This window comes from Nonomuraea fuscirosea (assembly GCF_035917475.1).
Classification (GTDB): Bacteria; Actinomycetota; Actinomycetes; order Streptosporangiales; family Streptosporangiaceae; genus Nonomuraea; species Nonomuraea fuscirosea.
The window spans coordinates 9,486,949-9,512,280 of the sequence record NZ_CP109074.1; the positions used below are offsets into that span (position 1 = coordinate 9,486,949).

Consider the following 25,332-nt stretch of genomic DNA (forward strand, 5'->3'; position numbering starts at 1 on the left):
CAGCAGTGCTCGCCCAAGGGCACCTCTTCATCTGACGGTACGGGGTGATCAACGGCCGCAGACAATAGCAACCCATGCCCCTTGATGCCCGCTGATGGCCCGGCGGAGAAGAGCTGCGCCTCCAGCCTTGACGGGCCTGGTCACCGTCGGGTGATCATGGCGCATGACTCGCGTCCTGTCGACACCGCCCGTCATTCTCCCCGGCTCCCTCGCTGACTCCCTCCAACCCGTGCTGACCGCCTCCGGTGGCCTGCTGCTACATCCCTGGGAACGGGCTGACGCACCGGCATTCCTCTCCGCCTACCAGGACGACGAGATCAGGCGCTGGCACACGCGCCGCCCTTCGAACGAGACCCAGGTCCGGGAGTGGTTCGACACCTATCGCCAGGACTGGGAACGAGAGATGGGCGGTCACTGGGCGATCACCCGTGACGGCGGTGAGGTGCTCGGCCGGATCGCACTGCGCGGCCTGGACTTCGACGACGGCATAGCAGGAGTCGCATACTGGGTGCTCCCGGCCGCCCGCGGCGCCGGCGTGGCCTCTCGCGCCCTCACGTCGCTCACCACTTGGGCCCTCGACGAAATCGGCTTCCACCGCCTGGAGTTGGACCACTCAACGCGCAACACAGTCTCCTGCAGGGTTGCCACGAAGTGCGGCTACCTCTTGGAAGGCACCAAGCGGAGCGCCGCCGTGCATGACGACGGCAGACACGACATGCACCTGCACGCCTGCATCCGAGGCATTTGAGCCTGTCCGGTCGCCCATGTGCGAACCCAGCGTTCAATGGGTCAGCCACGCGGCGGTGAGCAAGGAGAACATGAGTCAGTTTTTTCAGGTCGGCGATCAGGTCCTCTGGAACCCCTCCAACGGAGTCGCTGGCCTATTCATACGATCAGCGGAGGCGCTTGCCCCCGAGACGGGATTACCGACAGGGCTCGGCCCCATGGAGAACGACGAATGTGACGTCGACCTGGCCACCTTCGCGGCCTTCGTCAGTGCACTCATCAGGCGCTACGAGCGTTCGAACCATCTCATCCTGCACTCACTCATGGAGGGCTTCATAGCGACGGCCTTGGTGCTCGTCGAGCGCGGCGGAGCAGAACTTCCTGTGTCTGATGCGAACAACGACGGCTGGAAGGACGTACAGGTGAGCGAGCATTCCGCGAGGCCGCCAGTTGGCCGGGCAGGCGATATTGCGCGATGGGCAGCCCTTTCGGCGCAGCACGGGCGCGCGATGCCATGGTGAGGCTGCTACAACATCCCGACCGCATGATTCATGGAACGATGACTGTCGACCCAGGTATGCAGCACCCATGGCCTCGCATTCAATGCGTGATCTTTTTGGGGGCAGAGTACGGGCGGCAGTCAATCCCCGGAAGGGCACCGGGCCATCCGCTGTCCACCTATGATCGAATCCGCGACCACATGACTGGCTACGCGATCTAAGGGGACTTATCAACACGCGTTTGTCGAGCCGAAGCCATCGACGAGAACATCATCGGCACGAACGGGGACACGCGATCAAAGTGAGGAGGACGCGCCCGGCCAATTCGTGCCCACTGGCTGATCATCAACAGCGGGATCCCCCGGCCAGACGTGCGATCTCGTCTACGACCGTCATGGGGATCGTGACGGCGATATCCCATGCCTCATCGTCAGGGCCCACGAGAATGGCTGCCTGGCCCTCGCTTACCGTCCAGAAGACCCGAGCATTGGCGCAGGTGCCCACCGCGAGCGAGCGGCGCGCCTCCCAGTCGGCCCGCCTGATCTCACGAAGCCTCACGAGGTCGACCAGGGGCGCCCGGATATTGAGCTCCCAAGCGTCCGCCTGAAGCTTCACCAGAGCCAACTGACCCGCAGACTCTTCCAAAGTCACATCAACCACGCGGCAATGATCGCAGAAGCTCGACGGCACGCTGATAACACGACGATCACGGCCGCGAACAGGGAGTTGTTCTGTCAGTCCTCCTCTCTACTGTCTGCCACTACGACGTCGTCCGTTGCGATCGGAGTGTTGAGCATGGGATTGACAACGCCTGCAGTGCCGCTCGATGTGGCGGCTGTCTTCCCTGAACTCACAGGGCAACGCAGGACTACAGTGCGGCTGCATCCGCGTGCTCTTCGCTCGAGATGTTCCCGATCTGCCCTTCCCCGATGAAGCCGACACCCTTCAAGTGTTGTGGTGCCCGCTCGATCACGAGCCGTATTTCCAGCCGCACACCATTGTCCGCTGGCGAGGAGCAGAAGCGGTCGGCAGTCTCCTCATCGACGCGCCCACGCCAGATCCTGACAGCGATGACTCGTACCTTCCCATGGCTTGCGTATTGTCTCCGGAGAGAGTGGAAGAGTATCCAGCGGGCTGGGGCCTTCCCGCTGAGCTCCGACAGCGGATCTGGGCATGGGAAGATGGATTCCCGAATCCCGACGGCTGGGGTTACTTCTCGCACCTCTCCAGTGCTCCAGGCAGCAAGGTCGGGGGCTGGGTGAGCTGGATCCAGGATCCCGAGCAAGTCGAATGCAGTAAAAGCCATGAGATGGCACATCTGCTGACGATTGCCAGTCGGGAGTTCGACATCGAAAATGGGAAGCGTTGGGCTCCCATCGAAGAGCGCTCTCCGCACGCTCCTTTGGAGATACAGGAGCCCACGGATCTCATGATCCAGGACGCTGGATCGCTTTATCTCTTCGTCTGCCTGAAGTGTCCCGACCTGCCGGTGAACTCTCTCAGTCAGGGCTCGTGAACTGGCCCGTCCTCGCACGTACCGCCGCATGCCTGCGCCTGTCTGATCGGAGTCCGCCGCGCTACCTCGGTGATCCGAGGTGAGGAACGAACCTTGGATCACCGATCGCCCCTAACCGTCTACGGTGATGGGCCATGCGGTGGCGATCGTTGGGCCGCTTTGTGCGGCGGCGGGCACCTCGGTCGGAGCATTCGGTCAGTGCGGCGGAACGGGCGTGCGGTGGCCGGCGCGGCGTCCACCCGCCGGTGAGGCCCGGTAACGGTTGATGCGGGTGACAGGATCGAACCCGCGCTGCCGACCTCTCGGCACCGCCCTCAATGGCATGACGATCAGCTTGTGACCTGGTATTTTCCGCGGATCGCGTACACCGTCTGCTTGATCATTCCGTCTGCCATACCCGCCCGAAAGGAAGCGGGTCAGAGCCGCGGATACCAGATGGAGCGGCCCACTAGACGGAACGATCTGGTAGCCGTGGCCCTGGTCTGCTCGGCTTGTCCCGGGGTAGATGGCGGGCAGGCTTCACCTCAGCCCTTTCGGTACTGGTGCGCAGCGAGGCGCTCATCCTAGAGCCGGGGTGCCCCAACCGGAAGCGTGGTCCTATTGATGCGGACACCTTCGCTGGCATGATGCGGTCATGGACGATTCGCTCATGGTTCCGGAGCTCTCGGCCGATTCGTGGCTCTCGCTTCGTTCATGGCGGCTCGATGACGTCGCCGTGGTGGCTTTGGAGGTCTCCACCAGCACCGTTTGTAGGTCAGTGCTGACACCACCCGGACCAGGAGGGCACCCTAGTATTGGTGGGAGTTGACACCACCCTGACGGGCGCGCAAGCGGAGCGAGTCCGAGCAGATTGAGCGGAGGGGCGCATGTCGGCGACGAAGCTCCTGGTGCTCGGTCTCGTGCACCTCTCCGGCGGCGCGCATGGATACCAGGTGCGGTCCGAACTGCAGAGCTGGCGTGCGGAGATTTGGGCCAAGATCAAGCCCGGCTCGATTTATCACGCGCTGAAGAAGGCGGCGGCTGATGGCCTCCTCACCGAACACGCCGAGCCGGGCAACTCCGGGCCGGAGCGCGTTCTGTACCGCGTGACAGCTCGGGGACGTGACGAGATAGTCGAACTGGTCCGCGACGGTCTGCGGCGCACCCATGACCCCACCATGCTCGACGCGTCCATCGCCATGTTGCCCATGCTGACCAGGACAGATGCCATCGCGCACGTTAACGAGCGGGTCGCGCGCCTGGAAGCGGAGCTCGTAGAGCAGGCCAAGTGGCGGGAGAACCCGAACCCCGACATTCCCGAACACGTCCGCGATCAGGCCGAACTGTGGGCGGGACACGCACGCACCGAACTGGAGTGGGCGAAGAGCTTGAGCAAACGACTGTCTGAGGGCGCCTACACCATGGCCGATGATCCGGGTTCGTGGCGAACGGTCCACGATCCCCTCAAGATGCGCTTCTAATCAACCTTGACTAGACGTTTCCTCCTCGTGCACTCTGGCCAAGTAGTCAAACTTGACTAGCGAACCTAATCCGTTCGCAACACCGAGAGAAGGACTCGAACCCATGGGAAAGCTCGCGATCGAGACGAGAGGGTTGAAGAAGAGCTTCGGCAAGACCCACGCGGTCGCCGGTGTGGATCTGGCCGTGAGCGCCGGTGGGGTGTACGGCGTGCTCGGTCCGAACGGGGCGGGCAAGACCACGACGATCCGCATGCTGGCCACGCTCCTGCGCCCCGATGCCGGAGAGGCGCAAGTGCTCGGTTACGACGTCGTGCGTGACGCCCGGGCGGTGCAGAGCAGGGTGGGCCTCACCGGGCAGTTCGCGTCGGTCGACGAGGACCTCACCGGGGTGGAGAACCTGTTGCTGCTCGCCAGGTTGCTCGGCTACTCACGCCGCCGAGGCAGGGAGCGGGCGGCCGACCTGCTCGACGCGTTCGGTCTTGCCGAGGCGGCCGACCGGCAGGTGAAGAAGTACTCCGGCGGGATGCGCAGGCGCATCGACATCGCGGCGAGCCTGGTCGTCACCCCCGAACTGATCTTCCTCGACGAGCCCACGACCGGGCTCGATCCGCGCAGCAGGAACCAGGTCTGGGAGATCGTCAGGGGCATGGTCGCCGAGGGCGCCACCGTGTTGCTGACCACGCAGTACCTCGACGAGGCCGACCAGCTGGCCGACCGGATCGCGGTGATCGACCACGGGAAGGTGATCGCCGAGGGCTCGAGTGGCGAGCTCAAGGCATCGGTCGGTGCCGGCTCGCTGCACGTACGGCTACGTGCGCCCGAGCAGCGGGCCGAGGCCGAACGGGTCCTCGCCGGCGTCCTCGAGGTGCCGGCCGAGCCGTCCGCCGACCCGGCCGCGCTGTCCGCGCGGATCTCCGACCCCGAGCGGGTCGCCCGCGCCCTGGCCGAGCTGTCCCGCAGCGGCATCGACGTCACCGAGTTCGCGCTCGGTCAGCCGAGCCTGGACGAGGTGTTCCTCACCCTGACCGGACACGCCGCCGAGGAGGATGCCGCATGAATGCCACGACCGCGGAACAGGCGTCGGCGCCGGTCACCGAGGACGCGCTGCGCAGTGTGCTGTTGGCCGGCGAGCGGCCGTCGCGCCCCGGCCCGGTGCTCACCTCGCTGACGTTCGGCTGGCGCGCTTTGCTGAAGATCAAACACGTGCCCGAGCAGCTCGTCGACGTGACCATGTTCCCGATCATGTTCACGCTGATGTTCACCTACCTGTTCGGTGGCGCGCTCGCCGGGTCGACTCAGGAGTACCTGCAGTTCCTGCTGCCGGGCATCCTGGTGCAGGCGAACGTCATGATCACCATGAACACCGGCATAACGCTGAACACCGACATCCAAAAAGGCGTTTTCGACAGGTTCAGGTCACTTCCGGTGTGGCGACCGTCGCCGCTGGTCGGCGCCCTGCTCGGCGATGTGATGCGCTACTCGATCGGGTCGGCGATCGTGATCACGCTCGGACTGGTCCTAGGGTTCCGGCCGGAGGGTGGCGCCGTCGGCGTGGTGCTGTCGGTCGCGCTGCTGCTGGTGTTCTCGTTCTGCCTGTCGTGGCTGTGGACGATGCTCAGCCTGATCCTGCGCACGCCGAACTCGGTGGCGGGGGTCAGCATGATGGTGATGTTCCCGCTGACGTTCGTGAGCAACATCTTCGTGGACCCGAAGACGATGCCCGGGTGGATGCAGGCGGTCGTCGAGGTCAACCCGATCAGCCACCTGGCGACCGTGGTACGCGGCCTGATGGACGGCTCGGTGCCCGCCGGGGAAATCGGCTGGGTGCTCGTCTCGTCCGTACTTCTCGTAGCGGTCTTCGGTCCCATCACCATGGTCCTCTACCGCAACAAGAAGTAGATGCCGCTACCGCGAGCACTTGGTCGACATCAGCTCCGACAACCCGGCCCACTCGGCCAACGCCATCACCGATACCAGGCCCGGACACGACAAGGAGAGCCGAATGAGCACCATCCCCAAGAACAACTCGGAAACCGTTGCGCACACGCCCGGGCGGGCGAGCAGCATCGGAGTCTGGATTCTGCAAGTCGTGCTGGCGGCGATAATCGCCGGCGGCGGAATCTCGAAGCTCGCCGGCGACCCGGTCATGGTGGACATGTTCGCCGACATCGGGGCTGGCCAGTGGCTCCGGTACCTGGTCGGAGCGCTGGAGGTCGCGGGAGGGGTTGGACTCCTGATCCCGGCTCTGGCGGGCCTGGCCAGTCTCGGGTTGGCGGCATTGCTGACCGGTGCTGTCATCACCGATCAGTTCGTGCTCGAGCAGAGCCCTTGGCTGCCGCTCGCCTGTCTCGTCGTGGCGGCCGTGATCGCAAGGGCGCGGTGGTCGCGCACCGAGGCCGTCGTCGGCACGCTGCTCAGGCGCTGAGACAAACCTCTCGAACGGAGATGTGAGATGAACGAGATGGACTTTCGCGTGACATCAAACGATGGCACCACCATCGCCTACGACCGGAAGGGAAGCGGCCCGGCTGTCGTCCTGGTAGGCGGCGCGCTGGACGACGGAGCCGAGAACGCTCCCTTGGTACCTGCTCTCGCCGAGCACTTCACGGTCTACAACTATGCCCGTCGGGGACGCGGCGCGAGCGGCTTCACCGAGCCCTACGCCGTGGAAAGAGAGATCGAGGACCTGGATACGTTGATCGCGGAGGCGGGTGGCTCGGCGCACCTGTTCGGGGCGTCCTCTGGTGGCGCGCTGGCGCTGGAAGCCGCCGCGGCCGGGTCAGCCATCGACACGATCGCCGTGTGGGAGGTGCCCTACGCGGTCGGGGACGACATACGCCCGCGATTCGAGGAGTACATCGCGGACACCCGACGCGCCTTCGACGCCGGGCGAGACGAGGAGGTTCTCGAACTGTTCATGCGCCTGTCCGGCGCTTCCGACGACAACATCGCGGCCAGGAAAGCGGCAGGCAAGCAGACGTCGCATTGGGCGGATTCGGTCGCCCTCGCGCCCACGCTGGTCCACGACAGCGTCTTCCACAACCGCTACCAATTGCCGACCGATCGACTGGCAACGGTCACCCAACCGGTCCTGGTCACCACCGGAGGACCGATCACGGACCCCTACATGGCAGGCCTGCCCTCGGACTTCTTCGACCGCGCAGCCGACGAGCTTGCAGACCTACTACCCCACGCTCAACGGGAGACCCTCGACGGGCCGGATCACGTCGTCGACCCACAGACCATCGGCCCACTGTTGCTACGGTTCTTCAGCAGCGAACACTGAGAGGCCCGCGAGGTGGTGCGGGAAGACCGATTAGGCACCGCGCAAGCAGATCTTCGTCGCGCCAGGGACACGGGGCGGACAGGTGGTGCCGAGGTTGATGTCGTCGGCGGCATCACAGGCCTGATCCTAGGCGTGCTCGTCACCAACGTCTTCGTCGCCACGCAAGGCCGGGCCGTTGTACTGACCTGGGCTTCAGTGGGACTCGACCTGGCCTACTCGCGGCTCATCGGCTCCGTCGTCGGTCGTACCCCGCACTCCGGGCCGCCTCAGTACCGCCCACCGAACCCCTGCGCAGCACATGACCAGGCACCTCGGCAGGGCCAGTGATTCCGGGCTGTGGTCGCATGCGGTCACCGTTCCCGGGCGGTGGCCCGGTGCCGAAAGTCGTGCCCACGGCGTGCTCACGTCAGGAGTGCCACCGATGACGCAGCCGCGTTCCCGGGTCGACCTGTACGCGGCGATCCGACGGGATGCCCGATCTGGGATGTCCAACCGCGCGCTGCAGCGCAAGCACGGCGTCGGCTTCCGAACCGTGACGGCGGCGCTGGAATCTGCATGGCCGAAGGAGAGAAAGCAACCGCCCAAACGCGGCTCACGGCTTGACGCGTACCGAGTGGTGATCGACGACTGGCTGCGCTCGGACCTCGACGCGCCGCGGAAGCAGCGACACACGGCGAAGCGGATCTTCGATCGACTGCTTGACGAACATGACGGGGCCGGGGTGGTGTCGTACTGGATGGTCCGCGAGTACGTCGCCACCCGACGCCGTGAGATTCGCGTCGAGGTAGGACGGGAACCTGCCAACGCGTTCATCCCGCAAGAGCACCTCCCGGGCCGCGAGGCCGAGGTTGACTTCGGCGACGTCGCCATCCGCCTGCGCGGCGAGCTCGTAACCTGCGCGCTGTTCAGCCTTCGGCTCTCCTGCTCGGGCAAGGCCGTGCACAGGGTCAGTGCCTCGGCTGGGCAGGAAGCCTTCTTCGAGGGTCACGTCCACGCCTTCAACGTGCTCGGCGGGGTGCCGACCGGGAAGATCCGCTACGACAACCTCAAGGCCGCCGTCGCGAGCGTGATCGGGTTCTCCCGCCAGCGGGTCGAGGCCGACAGGTGGACCGCCGTCCGTTCCCACTACGGCATCGAAGCCTTCTATTGCCAGCCCGGAATCCAAGGTGCGCACGAGAAGGGCGGCGTCGAGGGGCAGATCGGCTGGTTCCGACGCAACCACCTCGTCCCCATCCCAGAAGTCGACTCCCTCGCCGAGCTCAACGCTATGGTCGACGCCTGGGACGAAGCCGACGACGCCCGGCGGATCGGGTGCCGCGCCCGCACGGTCGGGGAACACTTCGCCACCGAACAGCCACTCCTCGCGCCCCTTCCGACCGAGCCGTTCGAGACCGGCCGCTGGTTCACCCCGCGCGTGGACCGGTACGCCCAGGTCACGGTCCGGATGAACAAGTACTCCGTGCCCGCGCGCATGGTCGGCCGTCCAGCCCGGGTGCTCCTGAACGCCAGCGACCTGGTCGTGTTCGACGGCAGGACCGAGATCGCCCGCCACGAACGGCTCATGACCAAGGGCTCGACCCGGGTCGACCTGGACCACTATCTCGAGGTCCTCCTCCGCAAACCGGGCGCGCTACCCGGTGCGAAAGCGCTGGAGCAGGCCAGGGCATCCGGGCGGTTCACGCCCGTTCACGACGCCTGGTGGGCCGCTGCCTGCAAGGCCCACGGTGACGCCGACGGCACCCGTGCCCTCATTGAGGTCCTGATGCTGCACCGGCACCTTCCACACGACCACGTCGTCGCCGGACTCGCGACGGCGCTGCGTGCAGGCGCGCTCACCGCGGACGCTGTCGCGTTGGAAGCGCGCAAGTACAACGACACAGCAGACGGCGGAGCCGACGACACGACAGCGGACCACCAGTCCCTGATGAGCGGCGACAGGGCACGCGGAGAAGGCGAGATCCCTGCCGTGCGATCGCTGACCGAGCGCCGGCTCCGCGCCCACATCCCGGCCGACACTCGGCCGCTGCCGAGCGTGGAGAAGTACGACCAGCTGTTGGCCAGCCGACGTGACACCCCGAACGAAGGAGCCGCACCGTGACCACCAAGCGCCGTGGAATGACCGAAGAAGCAGCCGACGCCGCGATCGACCAAGCGTGCCGGATGCTGCGAATGCCCACCATCCGCAACTCCTTCACCGACTACGCCGACCGGGCAGGGCGTGAGCAGATGTCTTACCGCGGGTTCCTCGCCGAACTATTGCTTGCCGAGTGCGACGATCGCGCCCGACGCCGGTCCGAACGCCGGATCAAGGCCGCCAAGTTCCCCCGCGAGAAGTCCCTGCGGGCCTTCGACTTCGACGCCAACCCCAACATCGATCCCGCCGTGATCCACACCCTCGCCAAGTGCGAATGGGTCCAGAAGGGACAGCCGCTGTGTCTGATCGGGGACTCCGGCACCGGCAAGTCCCATCTGCTGATCGCACTCGGCGCCGAGGCCGCCATGGCCGGCAACCGGGTCAAGTACACCCTGGCGACCCAGCTTGCCAACGAGCTCGTCGAGGCCGCCGACGAGATGACGTTGGCGAAGACCATCGCCCGCTACGGCCGCGTCGACCTGCTGTGCATCGACGAACTCGGCTACATGCAACTCGACCGCCGCGGCGCGGAACTCCTCTTCCAGGTCCTCACCGAGCGTGAGGAGAAGGCCTCGGTCGCGATCGCGTCCAATGAGTCCTTCGGCGGCTGGACCAAGACCTTCACCGACCCCCGGCTATGCGCAGCCATCGTCGACCGACTCACCTTCGGCGGCACCATCCTCGAGACCGGCACCGACTCCTACCGTCTGGCCCAAGCCACAAAGCAGCGGACAACCTGACACCCGTCGGGCGCGGAAGCGGTGTCGACGCAAACCAACATCCGCGGCACCGACACGTGCCCGGCGGTGTCAGAACTCGCCAACAAGCGGTGTCGGACGAAACCTCCGCAGCCAGGCGCGAGTTTGCGTGCCCAGACCAGCAGCTGGACGTGCCGTGGTCACGGGCCTGAACGGTGCGTTCGCCCTTCTTACGGCCGACTTCATCGACGGCGACAGCGGTGTGAGTGCGCTTGTGCGGATCGACACCGATCACCATCTTGGACGTTGTCTCCTTCACGCAGGGGGATGACATCCGGGCTGGTCGGCGGACATATCTCAGTTGAGGGAATTGCCAGGCTCCTATCAAGTCATGCCGTCCGGCCCGGCCAACGTCGAGGACCAGGCCGCCGCGGACAGGTCAGGCACGAGCCATGCACGTCCGGCAGATCATCCCTGAGTCACCAGGCGACCTGGACCCGCACCAGCGGGCACTACAAGCGTGACACTGAGATCATCCCGTCCGCCGTCGACCCGCCCGAAGGGGAAGCGGGCCAGGGCCACGGAGTCAAGTTGAAGCGCCCCACTGGACGAACGACCTTGACCCCATGGCCCTGGCCCGCTCGGCTTGTCCCAGGTCGATGGCGGACGGGATGATCAGACTTCCGCCTCAGCCGCCTACGGGCCCGTACTTCGAGGTGTTGATCATCCCGGAGTCTCAGGCCCCCGCGGAAGGCAATGGTTTGGAGCGACGCCGAATGGTGCCGGCTCGGATGTGGTCGGAGGCATAGGTGACGAATCGTCGGAGGACGTGGAATCGGGAGGCACGCAAGGTCTTGCTCGTCTGGACCTGCTTGGTAGCGGGCTGGTTCTTGGCGATGCTCGCCATCGATCTCATCAGCCAAGGACCGGGGAGGATCACGACGGCGTATCTCACCGCCCGACCTGTTGTGTTCGGGCTCGGCTGGTTTGGGGGGATGCTGATCATTCGTTGGTGGGCGCGCGGGACGACCAAGGGTCCTGAAGGGCCGGATGATGGCGACTCGTAGCCATGAGGGGCCTCGAAGATTCCGGACAGCCGTCTTATGGTCGTAGAGCCTATGCGGCTGCTTGTTGTGAGAGGGACTCGTTGAGGACTTCCAGGGGTGGCCGGTAGCCGAGGGCTGAGTGCAGGCGCCGGTGGTTGTAGAAGCCTTCGATGTAGCGGATGACCTGCCGTCGTGCTTTGGCTCGGGTGGTGAAGACGAAGCGGTGCAGCCATTCGTTCTTGATCGCGCTGAAGAACGATTCGGCCATCGCGTTGTCCCAGCAGACCCCGGTGCGGCCGACCGAGCGACGGATGCCCTGGCCGGTCAGGAAGCGGCCGAACTCGTCACTGGTGTAGTTCGAGCCGCGGTCGCTGTGGAACACGGCGCCGCTCTGGAGCAGGCCGGTGCCGGCGGCCATCCGGATCGCGTCGGTGACCAGCTCGGTGCGGTAGTGGTCGGCCATCGCCCAGCCCAGCACCGCCTTGCTGTGGCAGTCGATCACCGTGGCCAGATACAGGAAGCCCTCCCAGGTGCGGACGTAGGTGACGTCACCGACCAGCTTGACGCCCGGACGCTCAGCCGTGAAGTCACGGCCGACCAGATCGGGGATGCCGCGGTAGTCACCCTGGATGGTGGTGGCCGGCCGGAACGCCCGCACCTGCGCCGGAACCAGGCCCTGCTCGCGCATCAGAGTGCGCACCAGTTCGGCCGAGCAGTGCTCACCGCGGCGGGCCAGGGCGGCGTGCACCCGCCGGTAGCCGTAGGTCTCGTGCGAGCCGGCGAAGATCTCGGCAACCAGCGTACTGAGCAGCGTGCGGCGTTGCGCGGTGGCCGAGGCGGGCCGCTCGCGCCATTCGTAGTAGCCCGAGCGGGACACGCCCAGCCAGGCGCACATCCGCGCGATCTTGTGGCTGGCCTTCTCCGCGTCGATGAGCTCGTACTTGGCGAGCGTCATCGAGTTTCGGCCGCGAAGAAGGCGGCTGCTTTTTTCAGGAAGATCAACTTCTCGCGCAGCTCGGCGTTCTCCCGCTCCAACTCCCGGATCCTGGCCCGCTCCGGCCCAGAGACCGGCGGCTGCTCGTCCTGCGCGCTCACGATCCGATGCCGGTTCACCCAGCTGCCCAGGGTGCTGGCGTTGATGTCGAACTCACGCGCCACCGACGCGACCGTCCGCTCACCCTCCAGCACCATGCGGACGGCTTCTTCCTTGAACTCCGGCGAGAACTGCCTGCGACGCCTTGCCACGTACCCACCTCTTCCAGACTTCTGTCAGCTTATGTAGCCGACTGTCCGGAATCTGTTGGGCACCTCACCACTGCCTTTGGGGCCCGGCGGTGGTGATCTGGTGGCGCCGCGGCGCTCAGGTCGGTGGGCATGGTTGGCCACGGCGGGGCAGGCGTGCGGCGATGCCCTGCGCCGTGACCGGCCCCCAGGCCGCAGCGCGGCGGGGGGACGCTGGCGCGGGGCTTACGGCGGCGCGCCGCGCCGCCGCCTTGCGACCTACAAGAGCTATTCGGCAATGCTCCGGGCGAACACCACGGCCTTGCGGGTCTCGGCGATGAGTTCCACAAGGTCGGCTACGACGGCGCGAGCGAGCGCTGGCCGTTATGGAGCGGGTTCAGGAGAGGATGCGCGGTGTGACGGCCGTCGACGAGGAACTGGACCGTCTCCGGGAAGGCGCGCGTGGCTGACGCGTACGTCGTGGACACTGGTGTGTTCCTACGGTGGTTCGTCGAGGGGGGTCAAGGACGCGATCGATCAGCTGGCGGAGGAAGGCCCGACGGCGCGTCGTCCTCTGGTCGACCGGGTACACGGCAGCCAGTATCACAACATGAAGGAACTACGTCCGCCCTCATCGGGGACGAGTGAGATCCGGATGTTGTTCTGCTTCGATCCCGCAAGGGAAGCGATCTTTCTGGTAGCCGGCGACAAAGCCGGCAACTGGAACCGCTGGTATCGGGAAGCGATACCGCTGGCCGACGAACGATTTGCCCAACACCTGATCACGCTCAAGCAAGAAGAGCAGGAGGAGCGATGAGCATCAAGACACCTGACCAGGGGAAACACTGACCTGGACAGATGCCAGTCGAGTAACCCTGAGTCCCCGCAGCTCCCCACTGATCGCTGTAGGAACGGGCACGCAACGGGCACGCCTTGGATGGAGAGAGAGTCCATGATCCTATGATCAAGGTGAGCTGTTCCACGGTTTCACTGGCATGAGGGCGAGAGCGTGGGAAGCGAGTCCTCTGATCTCTTCCCAGTGAGAGTTGGAGCGCAGGGCCTCTTGAGTCCATGCTGAAGGACCGTCGTCAGTGAGGCTGGCCAACTTTTGGTCTATACAGCCGAGTGTGCTGTCGAGTTCCTCGGAGATCCATCCCGCATCCCGGCACGGCCATGCGGCGGGATAGACCGCGTCGAAGTCGAGCGCCAGGTCATCGATGCTCGCCGGTCCGATCCACTCAAGCTGCTCACCTGCGGACTGCGCGAGATGTCGCAGGCTCGTCCCGAGGAAGGACCAAATGCCTTTGGCGTCGACCTGGGCGTTGTGCACAGATGAATGCTAGGCCAATCGAGGGCGGTTCTCTGAGTTCAGCCTTACGCATGGAGCGGGTGACGGGAATCGAACCCGCGCTGTCAGCTTGGGAACCGGCTACTGATCTTGGTGTCCTGAGCGGGGAGAACGGGGCTCCTGGTCAGACCGCGACGAGTGGCCGTGAGTGGCCCTGAATGACCTTGACCTGCCGTTCGTTCTGGCACGCATCTGGCACGAGTATCAGCTCTCCGACCTGGGATTGAAACGCACTGCGCGCACCCCGCCCGCCTCGGCCCCATTAAGACCCGCCGATCTTGAGCACTTCCCCCTCCCTGAGCTGGAGATCCACTCCAGAGGCGATTGGCGACTCGGCACTACAGACCCTCGGGCGACGCGTGCGTGTAGCGGGTTGAGCGTGGTCGAGGTCGACGAAGCGGGTATCCGGTGTCAACGGCCGAGTGCGTGTGGGTCTGGCTCACTTTTCGTGATCGGCCAGAGATCCAAGATCACGATGTTGTTGAGCCGGGTGCGGACCGGTGCTGGTGCCGAGACGCTGCTCTGTGTCGATCATGGAGCTGTTGGCGGTCGTGTTCCCGCACCTTGCCGCCGTCCGCATCGAGCGGGTGTACCAGGTGGGCGCGATCGTGCGGGTGAAGGCCGCGACGACGGAGCCGAAAAGCTCATGCCCTGGCTGTGGATGCGAGTCGGTGCGGGTTCACAGCCGCTATGAGCGGTGCCTGGCAGATCTTCCGGTGGCCGGGCAGGAAGTGCTGCTCCAGGTGCGGGTGCGTCGCTTCTTCTGCGACAACCCGGGCTGTGACCGGAAGACCTTCGCCGAGCAGGTGCCCGGCCTGACCAGCAGGCACGGCCGGCGCGCGGCAGGACTGCTGTCGATGTTGCGGACGGTGGCGCTGGCTCTGGTTGGCCGTCCCGGTGCCCGTCATACCGCCCGGCTGGCTTGTGCGGTGGGCCGTTCGACGCTGCTGCGGCTGCTGCGGAGCTTGCCGGATCCGCAGGTGGCGACCCCGCGGGTGCTGGGGGTCGATGAGTTCGCCTGGCGCAGGGGCCATACCTACGGGACGGTGCTGGTCGATGTGGAGGGCGGTCATGTGGTCGAGGTGTTGCCGGATCGCTCGGCGGACTCCTTTGCGGCCTGGCTGCAGGCGCATCCCGGGGTCGAGGTGATCTGCCGGGACCGGGCCGGCTGCTATGCCGAAGGCGCGCAGCGCGGCGCTCCGCTGGCGGTGCAGGTCGCCGATCGGTGGCATTTGCTCCACAACCTGTCCGGCGCGGTCCAGCGGGCGGTGTCTCGAAACCGCGCGCACCTGCGCGAACCGGCCAAGCCCGCGACCACCGAACCTCCTGCCGAGGAGTTGGAGCCGGGCCACGAGGAAGGGGCAGCGGCGGCCCGGACCAAGGCGCGGCACGCTGAGATCCACCAGCTCCGCTCGCAGGGGATGACCATCACTGCGATAGGCCTTGAACTGCGGCTTTCTCGCAAGACGGTGCGCCGCTACGCTACCGCCGCCAGCGCCGACGAACTGATCAGCGACGAGCGCGCACCACGTCAGACGATTCTCGATGCTTATCTTCCCTACCTGCTCGAACGCTGGGAACAGGGCTGCCGCAGCACCGACCAGCTCCTGGCCGAGCTGCGCGACCGAGGCTTCCTCGGCAGCGCCCGGACGCTCCGGCGCCTCACCGCCAAACTCCGCACGGCAACCGTCACACCCGCGCGGCCTCCCGCGCCCAAGATCCGGGAGGTCACCGGCTGGATCGTCCAGTCACCTGGTAAGGTCGCCGCCGAAGACCTGGCCACGCTCGACCAGATCGCCGCCCGCTGCCCGGAACTCGCTTCGGTCACCGAGCTGACGCGTCAGTTCGCCGAGATGCTCGTTCACCGCCGCGGTGAACAGGACCTGGACGACTGGGCGGCGCGAGCGGAAGCCAGTCCCGCGCGGGAACTGCGCGACTTCGCCGCCGGGCTGCGTCGAGATTGGGCGGCGGTCAAGGCCGGGCTCACCCTGCCCTATAGCTCCGGCGCGGTGGAAGGCAACGTTAACCGCATCAAGATGATCAAACGGATCATGTACGGGCGAGCCAACGCCGACCTGCTTCGCGTCCGCGTCCTGCACCGCTACTGATCACGAAAAGTGAGCCAGACCCACTTTTGCACGGCCACGGACATCCGGCCTGGCCTTGCCCGAATCACTGCCATACCCGCGATATACCGCCCCTCGCTAGCGTTGGCCGTGTCAACAACCCGCATGTGGCGGGCGTTTCTTGCTGCCCAACCGGCAGCATCCAAAATCGCCGCGATATCCCCAAGGAGAACGATGGATTCCCGTGCCTTCATCGGAGCCGCAGCTGTGGCGGCAGCTGTGCTCACCATGACTGTCGCCACACCGGCCGCCGCCGCTCCGGCGGCCAACGCCGCGCCCTCCTGCGTCAAGGTCCAGCATGGGAGGACCTTCTACGAGGAGACCGCCTTCGGAAAGTACTATTACCACTGGGTGAAGATCACGAACAACTGCGCCAGCAAGAAGAAGCTCAAGGTGGACTGGAGGGGGGCCTTTATGCCCGACTCGAAGTGCACCACGATCAACAAGGGCAAGAGCGCAGAATTCACCAAGGACGGCAAGTGGGACGCCTACGCCGGGTGGTACGGCTGCTGAGCTGACCCGTAGGGCATTCAGCTCCTCACCGGGTTCTGGCGGAGAACGCCAGCCCAGCCCGGTAGAAGACCACACCGAAGCTCACTGATGCCCCGCTTTCGATGCATGATCGTTCTTGCTAGGGCACAGAGTATGGGCAGCAGTCAAATCCCGAAAGGGCGCACAGACGATCCGCTGTCTCGCTGTCTACCTACGACGACACGACCGAGTCAGCAGCCACATGCTTGGCTTCGCGACCTGAGGACACCGCTATCCGGTGAGCCGGTGCTGAGGAACGAAGCACCGGATCGTCGATCGCCCCCAGCCACTACCTGAGGCCAGCCCACGCGTGGCGATCGTAGGACTGCATTCGTGCGGCGGCGTGACGCTGGGGTCGGTGAGCTTGCTCAGTACGGCGGGCGCCACGATCGGCGTGGCGGTCCGTGCTGCTGCCGCCCGGGACCGGCCCCCAGGCCGCATGCCCGGGCGGCGGGCAAGCGACGGGCCGCTGTACGGCGGCGCGGCGCGCCGCCGCTTGATGTCTACAAGAGCTATTCGGCAATGTTCCGGTCGAACACCACGGCCTTGCGGGTCTCGGCGATGAGTTCCACGAGGTCGGCTACGAGCTTGGGGCTTGCTGCGATCGTCGCGTGGGCGGTCATGCTGTGCGGGCCGCCGTCGAGATCGACCACTGTCGCCCCGGCTTCTCTGGCGATGATGACGCCCGCTGCGGTGTCCCACGTGTTGTTGCTGAGCGTGATGGCGGCGTCGATCCTGCCGTGTGCCACCCACGCGAGATCGATCGCGGCTGAGCCGAACATTCGAATGCGCTGAACGCGCGCGGCAAGTTCTTGGGTCAGGGCGAGCCGCGGCCGGTTGCGCTCCTCCGCGTTCTCCCCCACGGCGTAGTCACCTATCGCCACAATCGCACTCTGCATCTCTTGGGCATCGCTCACCCGGATCGCAGTCCCGTTGGCGAAAGCGCCGGCCTCTTCGGCCGCCGCATAGCGGAGGTCGAGGAATGGCAGGTCAATCACTCCAAGCATGGGCGTGTCCTTGTCGACCAGGCCCAAGGAGACGCCGCAGAGCGGGATGTCGTGCAGGAAGTTGGCCGTCCCGTCTAGAGGGTCCAGAGCCCATATCAGGCCGTTGCCCAGGCGACTGATGCCTTCCTCCTCGCCGAGAAAGCCGATCTCGGATGTCTCGCGGGACAGGAACTCCCGTACGGCGTGCTCTACGCCGTAATCCACTTCCGTCGCCATGTCACGGTCGCCCTTGGCTGTGACGACGCCGTGCGCCTTGGTGCGGATGATCTTGCTGGCGATCGACACAGCCTGTTCAGCGATGGGGAGCAGCGATCTTGCGTCGACGGTCATACGGGTTCGCTCCGCTCCACATATCCCTGAACACCTGGTCGAAGATGGAGAACAGCCCTCAGCGGCAGAGTTGTCCCTGATCACAAAGGTAGGTGAATCGACTTCGTGTGCCTGCGGTAGGTAGGACTGGACCACGCACAACGCCTGGTCCACGATGATCACGTTGAAGCGGATCGTCTCGTCCGACACTCGCGCAACGCGCACGTGCCGCCAGTCTGATCACCCCGTCCGCCGCCGACCCGCGCGAAGACAAAGCAGACACACCATTCAGCTTGATGTCGCGATACTTCCTTTCTCACGCGGCCGTGATGGCCCGAAACTCCACCGGCGCGGAGACGTCACCGTGTATCACCCCATCGATCTCCAACGCCGCCGCCAACCGCACCATCAGCGGAATCGTCGGCATGTGGGCCCCACCCTCCAAACGGGAGACCTGCGGCTGCGTCATACCGGACCGCTCAGCCAACTCCGCCCGCGAAAAACCCAGCTCGACCCTGCGGCGATGGACGGCCGCACCAAGCTCCTGCCCAAAGCGTGCCTCCTCCACCATCGCGGCATACTCGGGCCTCACCGCCTCACCAGCAAGCCGCTTGGCCTTGATCGTCTTCCACTTGCCGTGCCCGGCCGTCCCCTTCAGCCCTCCCCTTATAGATCCCATGCGCGGCACCGTGCTCCAGCCGCCGGCCATACATTCAGCCATCGCCTTGAAGGCGCGCTCCCCATCCCGTGGCGCCAGTCTCGCGTCTCGTAGAAAGCAGTCAGCAGGACCGCCCGGCCAGCCAATGGGTGGGCCGCACGGAATGATGGGAGATATCGAAGCGCAACTCCCACAATCCATCCCCCAGACCCCGAGCATGACCGTACGGCATCCAGTCTCCGAATCAGCGAGCCGTTCGACGGCGGCGTGATCCCGGTCGGAGGGAGTGCCCAGCCAAGCCTCTACCACCGGCTCGAGCTCGATGTCGTAGAGCTCTTCACTCACGCGCCCAGTGCATATGCCACGCTTTGCATATCTCGTGTACCGCAGGGGCACGGCAACCGCACGGGACGACCCGCCACAGAAGTAAACGACTCCGGCATGGTGGGCGATGACGACGACTGCGGCGGTGTCCCATGAGTTGCCTCGACATGATGCCGGCGTCAATCTCGCCTCTGCCGCTCTGTTCAGCGAGTCCGCTAAGTGATCGTGGGCGGCAAGCTCGCACCGACCCGGTGGAAAGAGCCCGAGAGGAGCGCTAGCGAGGCCCGCTCGGGGCGGGCATCAGCCAGCCCACCGTATAACCAGGCAACGGGCGGGGGCGAGCGAAGCGAGCGGGGTTTTCAGGGGGTCGAAGGGGGCGAAGCCCCTGGGAGGCACGGTCTGGAACGGGGAAACGCTCACCTGGGCCAATGGCAGTCGAGTGACCGTGAGTTCCCGCGACTCTCCGTTGATCGCTGTCCGAACGGGCACGCAACGGGCACGGCTGGCGGCGCTGCGAAAGGATGCAAGAAGCCGATCAGCTCTCGCCGATACACAACCCCCTCAGCGACTACGGGAGGATGAGAGGTAGGATAGAGGGCATGAGCGAGCCTACTGGCAAGTATTCGATCACCATGCCGCGTGACATCGCCGAGGCCGCCCGATCTCGGAGTGGCCCTTCCGGCCTGTCCGCCTACGTCGCCGCCGCCGTCGCCCGCCAGATCGAGCGCGACAACCTCAACGAACTCATCCAGGTCGCCGAGGCCGAGCACGGCCCCATCACCGACGATGAGGTCCAGGCACTGCGTGACCAACTCCACCAGACCCGACGGGGACAGGCCGATGGTGGGGCGGCTGCGTGACCCGTTCTCCCGCCGCTCCTGGCGGCACCCTTGTCCTCGACAGCGAGGGACTGGCCAAGGCCGTCCAGCGCGACCGTACGATCACCGCATGGCTCACTCTCGCCCGTGCTGACGACCTCCGCGTCATCACCTCTGCCGCCACTCTTGTCGAGGTGGTCCACCCCCGCGTCAACCGGCCAGCCCTGGAATGGACGCTGTCCCGCCTCGTCATCGAACCGGTCACCGAAGCAATCGCCCGCCACGCCGCCATGCTCTTGTCCAACGCCGGTCTGCACGGGCATAAGTACGCCATCGATGCCATGCTCGGCGCCACCGCTCTCGCAGCCTCAGGCCCCGTCACGATTCTCACTTCCGATCCCGAGGACCTCGCCGCACTGTGCGGTGTACGCCTCACTGTCATCAAGGTTTGAGCCATGCCCTGGGCCCCGCTGGCTCCAACCGCGTAATGGCGCGCAGAGATCAACAGCCTGAGGAAGCAACGAAGCCCAGGTACCGGATCACCGGTCCACCTGGGCTTTCAGACTGAGAGCGGGTGACGGGAATCGAACCCGCGCTGTCAGCTTGGGAATTGCAGGGATCTTGCCTCGTAGGGACGTTGACCTGCGGCTGAGGCCGGTCGTGAGTGACCGTCGTTGACCCCTCGTTACCGCCCTTAATGGCACGACGATCAACCCGTGAGCTGGTGTTTCCCGCGCGACGCGCGCACGCCGCCCGCCTGATCATCCCGTCTGCCGTCGACCCGCCCGAAGGGGAAGCGGGCCAGGGCTACGGGTACCAGATGGAGCGCCCCACCGGACGAACGATCTGGTACCCGTGGCCCTGGTCTGCTCGGCTTGTCCCGGGTTGATGGTGGGTGGGATGATCAGGCTTCCACCTCAGCCATCTACGGCCATGGTCCACGACACGATACTCATCCCGGAGCCGGAGAGCCCCCGCCGGAGGCGGAATCCTCTTGACCTATCCTCGGCGGCTCCGGCAACGCTGACATCGCCTGCTTGGACATGGAACGCGTCTTTCGCCGAAAGCGTGCCGAGTCACGAGCCGTCACCAACTCCTTGATCAGAGCCTCGGCTTCAGGTTCGGTGATTTCCCATGTGCTCCGAGCAGAGCGGCGCGGAACATAATGAGGCTCAAGCTGTGCGAGAGATTCAATCGCTGCCTGTTGGGACTCGATGAACCGTTCGAGTCCTCGCTCCACGAGCTCTCTTGAGAATTCTCGCGCACGATCAACATCTCCACCGAGGGCCTCAGCTTGAACGCTAACAGGGCGGTGTCGTACCACCTGAGCCGTACGAATCGCTGAGATGGCATTGTCGAAGGCGGTACGCCTAGCAGTAGCGTGGCTTAACCGCGCGTTCACCCACGGCGCCAGGAAGCCACCCAGCAGGGCACCGAGTAGGCCTAAGACAGGTGCGATCCAGACGGTAAGGGTGCTCGTCGTCCCCATGAGCGTGCAGTCTGCCACTTTGGCGGCGGTGCGGCGCTCGGTCGGCGGGTTCTGTCCGTACGAGGCGTCCGGTGCTACGGCGATGCCCCGCGCGGCGCGCCGCGCGAGAACGGCCCCCAGGCCGCACGCGCAGCGCGGCGGCGCCGGCGCGGGGCGTACGGCGGCGCGCCGCGCCGCCGCTTGATACCTACAAGAACAACTCGGCAAGCTCGGCTAGTTGTTAGGGACTGCACCAACGAAACTTGCAGTCGCGAGATGGCCGTCACATTGCACACTTGCGATCATCATGTGTTTAGTCGTCGCTCCGATCCATAAATATTGTGATCCTTTCCGCGAGCTCCGGAGGTGCTTGCCCGATTTCCATTGCGAGCTTCTTGCCGTCGCGCTGCTTATTGTATTTTCGACCGAGGAAGTCACGCCAAAGCTGCGTGAGAACATCTGCGCCGGGAGCTAATTTTAGCCAATCGTTCTCCCACCGAGCGGAAACTTCTTCTTCGGCTGCCGACCACAAGGCGTCAACCCTATGGGAGAGTTCGGCTTCACTGGGAACGCGTTCCCTAAGCTCGCGCAACAGTCGATCTTTGTCGGCTTTCTCTTTTGCCAGCTTGCCTCTTAGAGCATTGTCGACATAGGTCAGCGATCCGAGCTCGCGACACACTTTCTTGAGTATTACAACGTCCTGTAGTCCATCGGCTGAATCTTTCATGGCAATAGCGACTTCGTCTGCGCTGATGTCTCTTTTTGGTTTTCCATCGTATGAGGCAAGCACTGCCGCAATTGCTCTGCTGTCGAGCAAGTAGTTCTCGATCTCGCGACGGGCTAGAACGAAGGTATTGCCAGAAGTCAGCAGACGCTCAACAAGTCGTGGCGGCAACTCGTCGTGATCTCGCACGTAGAGGACTCGGCGTTCAGATAATTTGTCCGCAGCTCTAAGCCAGGAGTTCAGAACACCTGCCATTCGGGCATTTTCGCCGCCTTCCCCATTGATTATTGCGAGATGAGGATCGCTTTGGAGCAGAGGAAACCAGACACCCAAGATGTCCTGGTCGCTCGGACCTTCTACCAGAAGGATGCGATCGGCTGACAAGACGTCGCTGAGCCGGATACCGAGTTCCTTGAAGACGGCTGCGAGGGTAGGTTCTGCGGGGAGGATCGTCGACTTTCCTGCCATTCTTCTCACAGCTAGGACTGTCGCAGCCCTTCCCGGTGCATCAAGAAAAATTGGCGAATGAGTAGTAATTACAAAGAGACGCTCCGCGGACCAATCGCTAAGCAGACTTACCAGTGCTCTTTGTGCAGCTGGATGCAGCGCAGTCTCGGGTTCTTCGATTCCGACGACAGCTGGAGCGGGATGCGCCAATCCCACAACAAGGGTCATTAGGAGCTGCTCTACACCTGTGCCAAGATTTTTCAGGTTGTGCCTGAACGTGGTGTGGCAAGGATCCACAAAAGTGATGCTTACTTCGGTGCCTCGCGTGTCAAGTCGCAGTTCCCCAACATCCGGCACGATTTGAGCTAGGACCGCTTGCAGGCGATGCCATTTCTCTGGATCGTTAGTTTGTAGATGCAATAGAACAGCCGCTAAGTTACTTCCCGTTGGGCCAATTCTATCACTCGACTGCAATTGTTGGATGTGAGTGGTTCCTTGCCTCAGGGCGGGAAAATGAAAGAATTGTTCACGCCAGCAGAGGAAGGCTGTCGTTAGCGGCGCAAGAGCAGGGCTTCCAGGATTTTCTATATATGAATTTGGGCTGCCGGCTCGTCCTCGATCTATCACACTCGAATCGTCTTCAGGAACTTCTCTGTGCAGGGCGGCAGCCTCACTATAGTGCCAAACATGACCAGTATGGTCGAGATGGTTAGTGGCGAGGATGTACTCTTTGCCAGAAGCTCCCGGTCCAATGAGCTGCACTGGACACCGCTCACCCGCTTGAGTGGAAGTATATTTCCACTCAACCCAATCAAAGGATCCTTCGCTGGCTAGGTCGTGCTTTTTAGCGACAACCAGATTGCGCATCTGCGCTCGCTCGATATCAGTCAATCTGAATCGGGCGTGTATTATCGGCGCCTGCCCTGCAACATGGCACATGTCGGGCGAGATCGATCGCCCTGCTAGCACCTCTAGCGCGGTCAGCACACTACTTTTCCCACTATTATTAGGACCCGCTATAAGCAGCAGTCCGCATGCTGGAAATTCGATAGTAGCTCTCGAGTATGCTCGAAAATGAATAAGTTCGAGCTGAGCAAGATGCATTCAGGTCGCCTTAAGGAGTTTGAATCATGTCATCACGCTTCGGCTGGCTTCGCGATACACCTGTCCTTGTTGCCTCAGCGGCCAGTTCCACCAGGTCCGCCAATATGCCAGGGCTTGCAGCGAGGGTTGCAGACGAATTCATTGTATGAGGGCTGCCATCCAGATCGACGACAATGGCTCCGGCCTCGCGGGCGATGATGACGCCTGCTGCAGTGTCCCACGCGTTGTTGCTTAGCATGATGTTAGCGTCAATCCTGCCCTCGGCTACCCATACGAGGTCGATAGCGGCTGAACCAAACATACGTACGCGCTGAACACGTGCGGCTAGCTCTTGGGTCAAAGCCAGACGTGGCCTGTTCCGATCCAGCGCGTTCTCGCCAACTGCATAGTCGCCGAGAGCAACGATGGCGGTCCGTAGATCACGGGCCTCGCTCACCTGCATGCTCAATCCGTTGGCCTGAGCGCCGGCCCCTTCGGCTGCCGAATAGCGAATATTGAGGAACGGCAGATCGATGACTCCCAGCGTGGGCATGTTTTTGTCGACCAAGCCCAAGGACACCCCGCACAGCGGAATACCGTGGAGGAAGTTAGCCGTACCGTCTACTGGGTCCAGCGCCCACATCAGCCCGTCACCTGATCGGCTAACGCCTTCCTCCTCGCCAAGAAAGCTGATCTCAGGCGTCTCACGGGACAGGAACTTCCGTACAGCATGCTCTACAGCGTAGTCAACCTCCGTTGCCATGTCCCGGTCGCCCTTAGCCGTGACGACGCCGGGGGCCTTTGTGCGAATGATCTCGCTGGCGATCGATACGGCACGCTCTGCGATGGGGAGAATAGTTCGGGCGTCGATGGTCATACGGGTTTGCTCCGCTCCCACATATCCCTGAACACCTGGTCGAAGATGGGGAACAACCCCTCTGCGGCGGTGTTGTCCGTGATCACAAAGGTAGGTGAATCGACTCCGCGTGCCTGCGGCAGGTAAGGCTGGACCACGCACAACGCCCGGTCCACGATGATCAGGTTGAATCGGATCGTCTCGTCGTAGACGTGGAGTTCAAGGCGCTGGGCCGACGTGGTGTCGAGCCGATCGCGCAGTCTGGTCAGCATGCTGATGTTGAGCGCTGTGAGGGTCGTCAGGGTGCTGTCGGTGTAGCCCTCTTCCGCTTCGCGGGCGCGGATCGCTTGGCCCTTCGGATCGAGGAAGAGGCAGCGAATGCGCGTGCCGGAGTCGAGCAGGCGCTTGAGCTGATGATCGGGGTAACTCTGGCAGAGGATGTTGAGCGATAGGCCCGCTGCGTTGATCTCCTTCGCGTCGTCGAACAACGACGAGGCCGGATATGCGGAGGAGAAAGCCGAACGGCTGCTAAAGACGGCGGTCACGTCGGCCAACTGAGGGGCGGTTACTGCGGCGTCGGGGTCGGCTCTCGTGGCTGGGTCCGGCTCTGTTCTCTGGGCGGGGATCTCGACGGCGGTCGTGGAGAACAGTTCATGCGCCGACCTGCCAGGGAACATCGCCTCCAAGACGCGGCAGTGACCCGAGTACGGCAGACCCTTAAGCTCTCCGTTCAGCCATCGGTGAAGCTGCGCCCGGCTCGGCCAGCCGCCCTGCAATGACGGGTCCACCTTCTTGGCCGCTTTGTCGTACTCCTTACAGAACGTGCTGTACGTCTGCCAATGGCGTTGCGTCAGGAGAGTCTTCAACAGGATCGGCTGGTCAGTCATGATCCGCGCCTCGGGCTGGGGTGCCATATGAGCCCAGATTAGCGACAGAGACGGGCTCGGACGAGACAAAGAGGAGACGAAAAGCAACGAGTCGATCACAGACGGTATCCAGGAGCGATCGAAACGCGACGCGTCCTCGGGCAATCCTCGTTGCATGAC

Annotated in this window: 24 protein-coding genes; 16 read left to right on the forward strand and 8 right to left on the reverse strand. The window is 64.2% G+C overall.

Translation table 11 applies throughout. The annotated features are described in order from the left end of the window. The first annotated feature begins 229 nt into the window (after positions 1 to 229). Positions 230 to 748: a GNAT family N-acetyltransferase gene (locus tag OIE67_RS43280; protein WP_326631447.1), complete on the forward strand. Its 519-nt coding sequence runs from the start codon at positions 230 to 232 to the stop codon at positions 746 to 748. Between the two features lie 55 nt (positions 749 to 803). Beyond that, entirely contained in the window at positions 804 to 1,247 is a 444-nt protein-coding gene (locus tag OIE67_RS43285) for a DUF6086 family protein (protein WP_326631449.1), read from the forward strand. Positions 1,248 to 1,571: 324 nt separating this feature from the next. Here the strand turns inward: OIE67_RS43285 and OIE67_RS43290 are convergent, their stop codons facing one another. Beyond that, positions 1,572 to 1,886: a hypothetical protein gene (locus OIE67_RS43290; protein WP_326631451.1), complete on the reverse strand. Its 315-nt coding sequence runs from the start codon at positions 1,884 to 1,886 to the stop codon at positions 1,572 to 1,574. A gap of 229 nt (positions 1,887 to 2,115) precedes the next feature. Here OIE67_RS43290 and OIE67_RS43295 point away from each other — a divergent pair, with 229 nt between their 5' ends. The 8 genes from OIE67_RS43295 to istB all read left to right on the forward strand — a co-directional run bounded on the left by OIE67_RS43295 (position 2,116) and on the right by istB (position 10,362). Further along, positions 2,116 to 2,742 (forward strand): hypothetical protein, encoded by a 627-nt coding sequence (locus tag OIE67_RS43295; protein WP_326631453.1) that lies wholly within the window; start codon positions 2,116 to 2,118, stop codon positions 2,740 to 2,742. 866 nt (positions 2,743 to 3,608) lie between these two features. Beyond that, a complete protein-coding gene (locus OIE67_RS43300; RefSeq protein ID WP_326631455.1) occupies positions 3,609 to 4,202 on the forward strand; it encodes a PadR family transcriptional regulator in 594 nt (197 codons plus the stop codon). 103 nt (positions 4,203 to 4,305) lie between these two features. Next, complete coding sequence (locus OIE67_RS43305) at positions 4,306 to 5,259, forward strand: ATP-binding cassette domain-containing protein (protein ID WP_326631457.1); 954 nt, start codon at positions 4,306 to 4,308, stop codon at positions 5,257 to 5,259. Next, positions 5,256 to 6,101, forward strand: coding sequence for an ABC transporter permease (locus OIE67_RS43310; RefSeq protein WP_326631459.1), 846 nt, complete (start codon positions 5,256 to 5,258; stop codon positions 6,099 to 6,101). Before OIE67_RS43305 ends, OIE67_RS43310 begins: the two co-directional genes overlap by 4 nt. 103 nt (positions 6,102 to 6,204) lie before the next feature. After that, positions 6,205 to 6,627, forward strand: a complete 423-nt coding sequence (locus OIE67_RS43315; protein WP_106247755.1) for a DoxX family protein — start codon at positions 6,205 to 6,207, stop codon at positions 6,625 to 6,627. 27 nt (positions 6,628 to 6,654) lie between these two features. Then, complete coding sequence (locus tag OIE67_RS43320) at positions 6,655 to 7,488, forward strand: alpha/beta fold hydrolase (protein ID WP_326631462.1); 834 nt, start codon at positions 6,655 to 6,657, stop codon at positions 7,486 to 7,488. A 421-nt stretch (positions 7,489 to 7,909) separates the two neighbouring features. Next, complete coding sequence (gene istA, locus OIE67_RS43325) at positions 7,910 to 9,586, forward strand: IS21 family transposase (protein WP_326631464.1); 1,677 nt, start codon at positions 7,910 to 7,912, stop codon at positions 9,584 to 9,586. After that, a complete protein-coding gene (gene istB / locus OIE67_RS43330) occupies positions 9,583 to 10,362 on the forward strand; it encodes an IS21-like element helper ATPase IstB (protein WP_326631466.1) in 780 nt (259 codons plus the stop codon). The genes istA and istB overlap by 4 nt, the downstream gene beginning before the upstream one ends. A gap of 1,074 nt (positions 10,363 to 11,436) precedes the next feature. On the opposite strand, the gene OIE67_RS43340 is transcribed toward istB, so the two are convergent. Beyond that, positions 11,437 to 12,611 (reverse strand): IS3 family transposase gene (locus OIE67_RS43340; protein ID WP_326631470.1). Its coding sequence is split into 2 segments (ribosomal slippage): positions 11,437 to 12,348 and positions 12,351 to 12,611, totalling 1,173 coding nucleotides; the frame shifts between segments, so codons are not numbered across the junction. A 313-nt stretch (positions 12,612 to 12,924) separates the two neighbouring features. Here OIE67_RS43340 and OIE67_RS43345 point away from each other — a divergent pair. Beyond that, positions 12,925 to 13,404, forward strand: a complete 480-nt coding sequence (locus OIE67_RS43345; RefSeq protein WP_326645667.1) for a type II toxin-antitoxin system RelE/ParE family toxin — start codon at positions 12,925 to 12,927, stop codon at positions 13,402 to 13,404. Between the two features lie 147 nt (positions 13,405 to 13,551). Here OIE67_RS43345 and OIE67_RS43350 read toward each other — a convergent pair whose 3' ends face one another. After that, complete coding sequence (locus OIE67_RS43350) at positions 13,552 to 13,917, reverse strand: hypothetical protein (protein ID WP_326631472.1); 366 nt, start codon at positions 13,915 to 13,917, stop codon at positions 13,552 to 13,554. Positions 13,918 to 14,468: 551 nt separating this feature from the next. On the opposite strand from OIE67_RS43350, the gene OIE67_RS43355 reads away from it, so the two are divergent. Together OIE67_RS43355 and OIE67_RS43360 are read left to right on the forward strand one after the other, a co-directional pair. Next, on the forward strand, positions 14,469 to 16,043 hold the full coding sequence (locus tag OIE67_RS43355; protein ID WP_326645669.1) for an ISL3 family transposase: 1,575 nt from the start codon (positions 14,469 to 14,471) through the stop codon (positions 16,041 to 16,043). 192 nt (positions 16,044 to 16,235) lie between these two features. Further along, positions 16,236 to 16,574, forward strand: coding sequence for a hypothetical protein (locus tag OIE67_RS43360; RefSeq protein WP_326631474.1), 339 nt, complete (start codon positions 16,236 to 16,238; stop codon positions 16,572 to 16,574). Between the two features lie 530 nt (positions 16,575 to 17,104). Here OIE67_RS43360 and OIE67_RS43365 read toward each other — a convergent pair. Together OIE67_RS43365 and OIE67_RS43370 are read right to left on the reverse strand one after the other, a co-directional pair. After that, entirely contained in the window at positions 17,105 to 17,929 is an 825-nt protein-coding gene (locus tag OIE67_RS43365; RefSeq protein ID WP_326631476.1) for an inositol monophosphatase family protein, read from the reverse strand. A gap of 295 nt (positions 17,930 to 18,224) precedes the next feature. Then, on the reverse strand, positions 18,225 to 18,911 hold the full coding sequence (locus OIE67_RS43370; protein ID WP_326631478.1) for a helix-turn-helix domain-containing protein: 687 nt from the start codon (positions 18,909 to 18,911) through the stop codon (positions 18,225 to 18,227). A gap of 578 nt (positions 18,912 to 19,489) precedes the next feature. Between OIE67_RS43370 and OIE67_RS43375 the strand changes: the two genes are divergently transcribed. The 3 genes from OIE67_RS43375 to OIE67_RS43385 all read left to right on the forward strand — a co-directional run bounded on the left by OIE67_RS43375 (position 19,490) and on the right by OIE67_RS43385 (position 21,381). Continuing rightward, complete coding sequence (locus OIE67_RS43375; RefSeq protein WP_326631480.1) at positions 19,490 to 19,750, forward strand: CopG family transcriptional regulator; 261 nt, start codon at positions 19,490 to 19,492, stop codon at positions 19,748 to 19,750. After that, positions 19,747 to 20,160 carry a type II toxin-antitoxin system VapC family toxin gene (locus OIE67_RS43380; protein WP_326631483.1) on the forward strand — a complete coding sequence of 138 codons (414 nt, stop codon included), beginning with the start codon at positions 19,747 to 19,749 and terminating at the stop codon, positions 20,158 to 20,160. The genes OIE67_RS43375 and OIE67_RS43380 overlap by 4 nt, the downstream gene beginning before the upstream one ends. Before the next feature lie 1,035 nt (positions 20,161 to 21,195). Next, positions 21,196 to 21,381: a hypothetical protein gene (locus OIE67_RS43385; protein WP_326631485.1), complete on the forward strand. Its 186-nt coding sequence runs from the start codon at positions 21,196 to 21,198 to the stop codon at positions 21,379 to 21,381. A 108-nt stretch (positions 21,382 to 21,489) separates the two neighbouring features. Here the strand turns inward: OIE67_RS43385 and OIE67_RS43390 are convergent, their stop codons facing one another. The 3 genes from OIE67_RS43390 to OIE67_RS43400 are packed head-to-tail and all read right to left on the reverse strand — an operon-like array spanning position 21,490 to position 25,200. Continuing rightward, complete coding sequence (locus OIE67_RS43390; protein WP_326631487.1) at positions 21,490 to 23,451, reverse strand: AAA family ATPase; 1,962 nt, start codon at positions 23,449 to 23,451, stop codon at positions 21,490 to 21,492. A 10-nt stretch (positions 23,452 to 23,461) separates the two neighbouring features. Next, positions 23,462 to 24,307: an inositol monophosphatase family protein gene (locus tag OIE67_RS43395; protein WP_326631489.1), complete on the reverse strand. Its 846-nt coding sequence runs from the start codon at positions 24,305 to 24,307 to the stop codon at positions 23,462 to 23,464. Next, positions 24,304 to 25,200: a DUF5919 domain-containing protein gene (locus OIE67_RS43400; RefSeq protein ID WP_326631491.1), complete on the reverse strand. Its 897-nt coding sequence runs from the start codon at positions 25,198 to 25,200 to the stop codon at positions 24,304 to 24,306. Before OIE67_RS43400 ends, OIE67_RS43395 begins: the two co-directional genes overlap by 4 nt. Between the last annotated feature and the right edge of the window lie 132 nt (positions 25,201 to 25,332).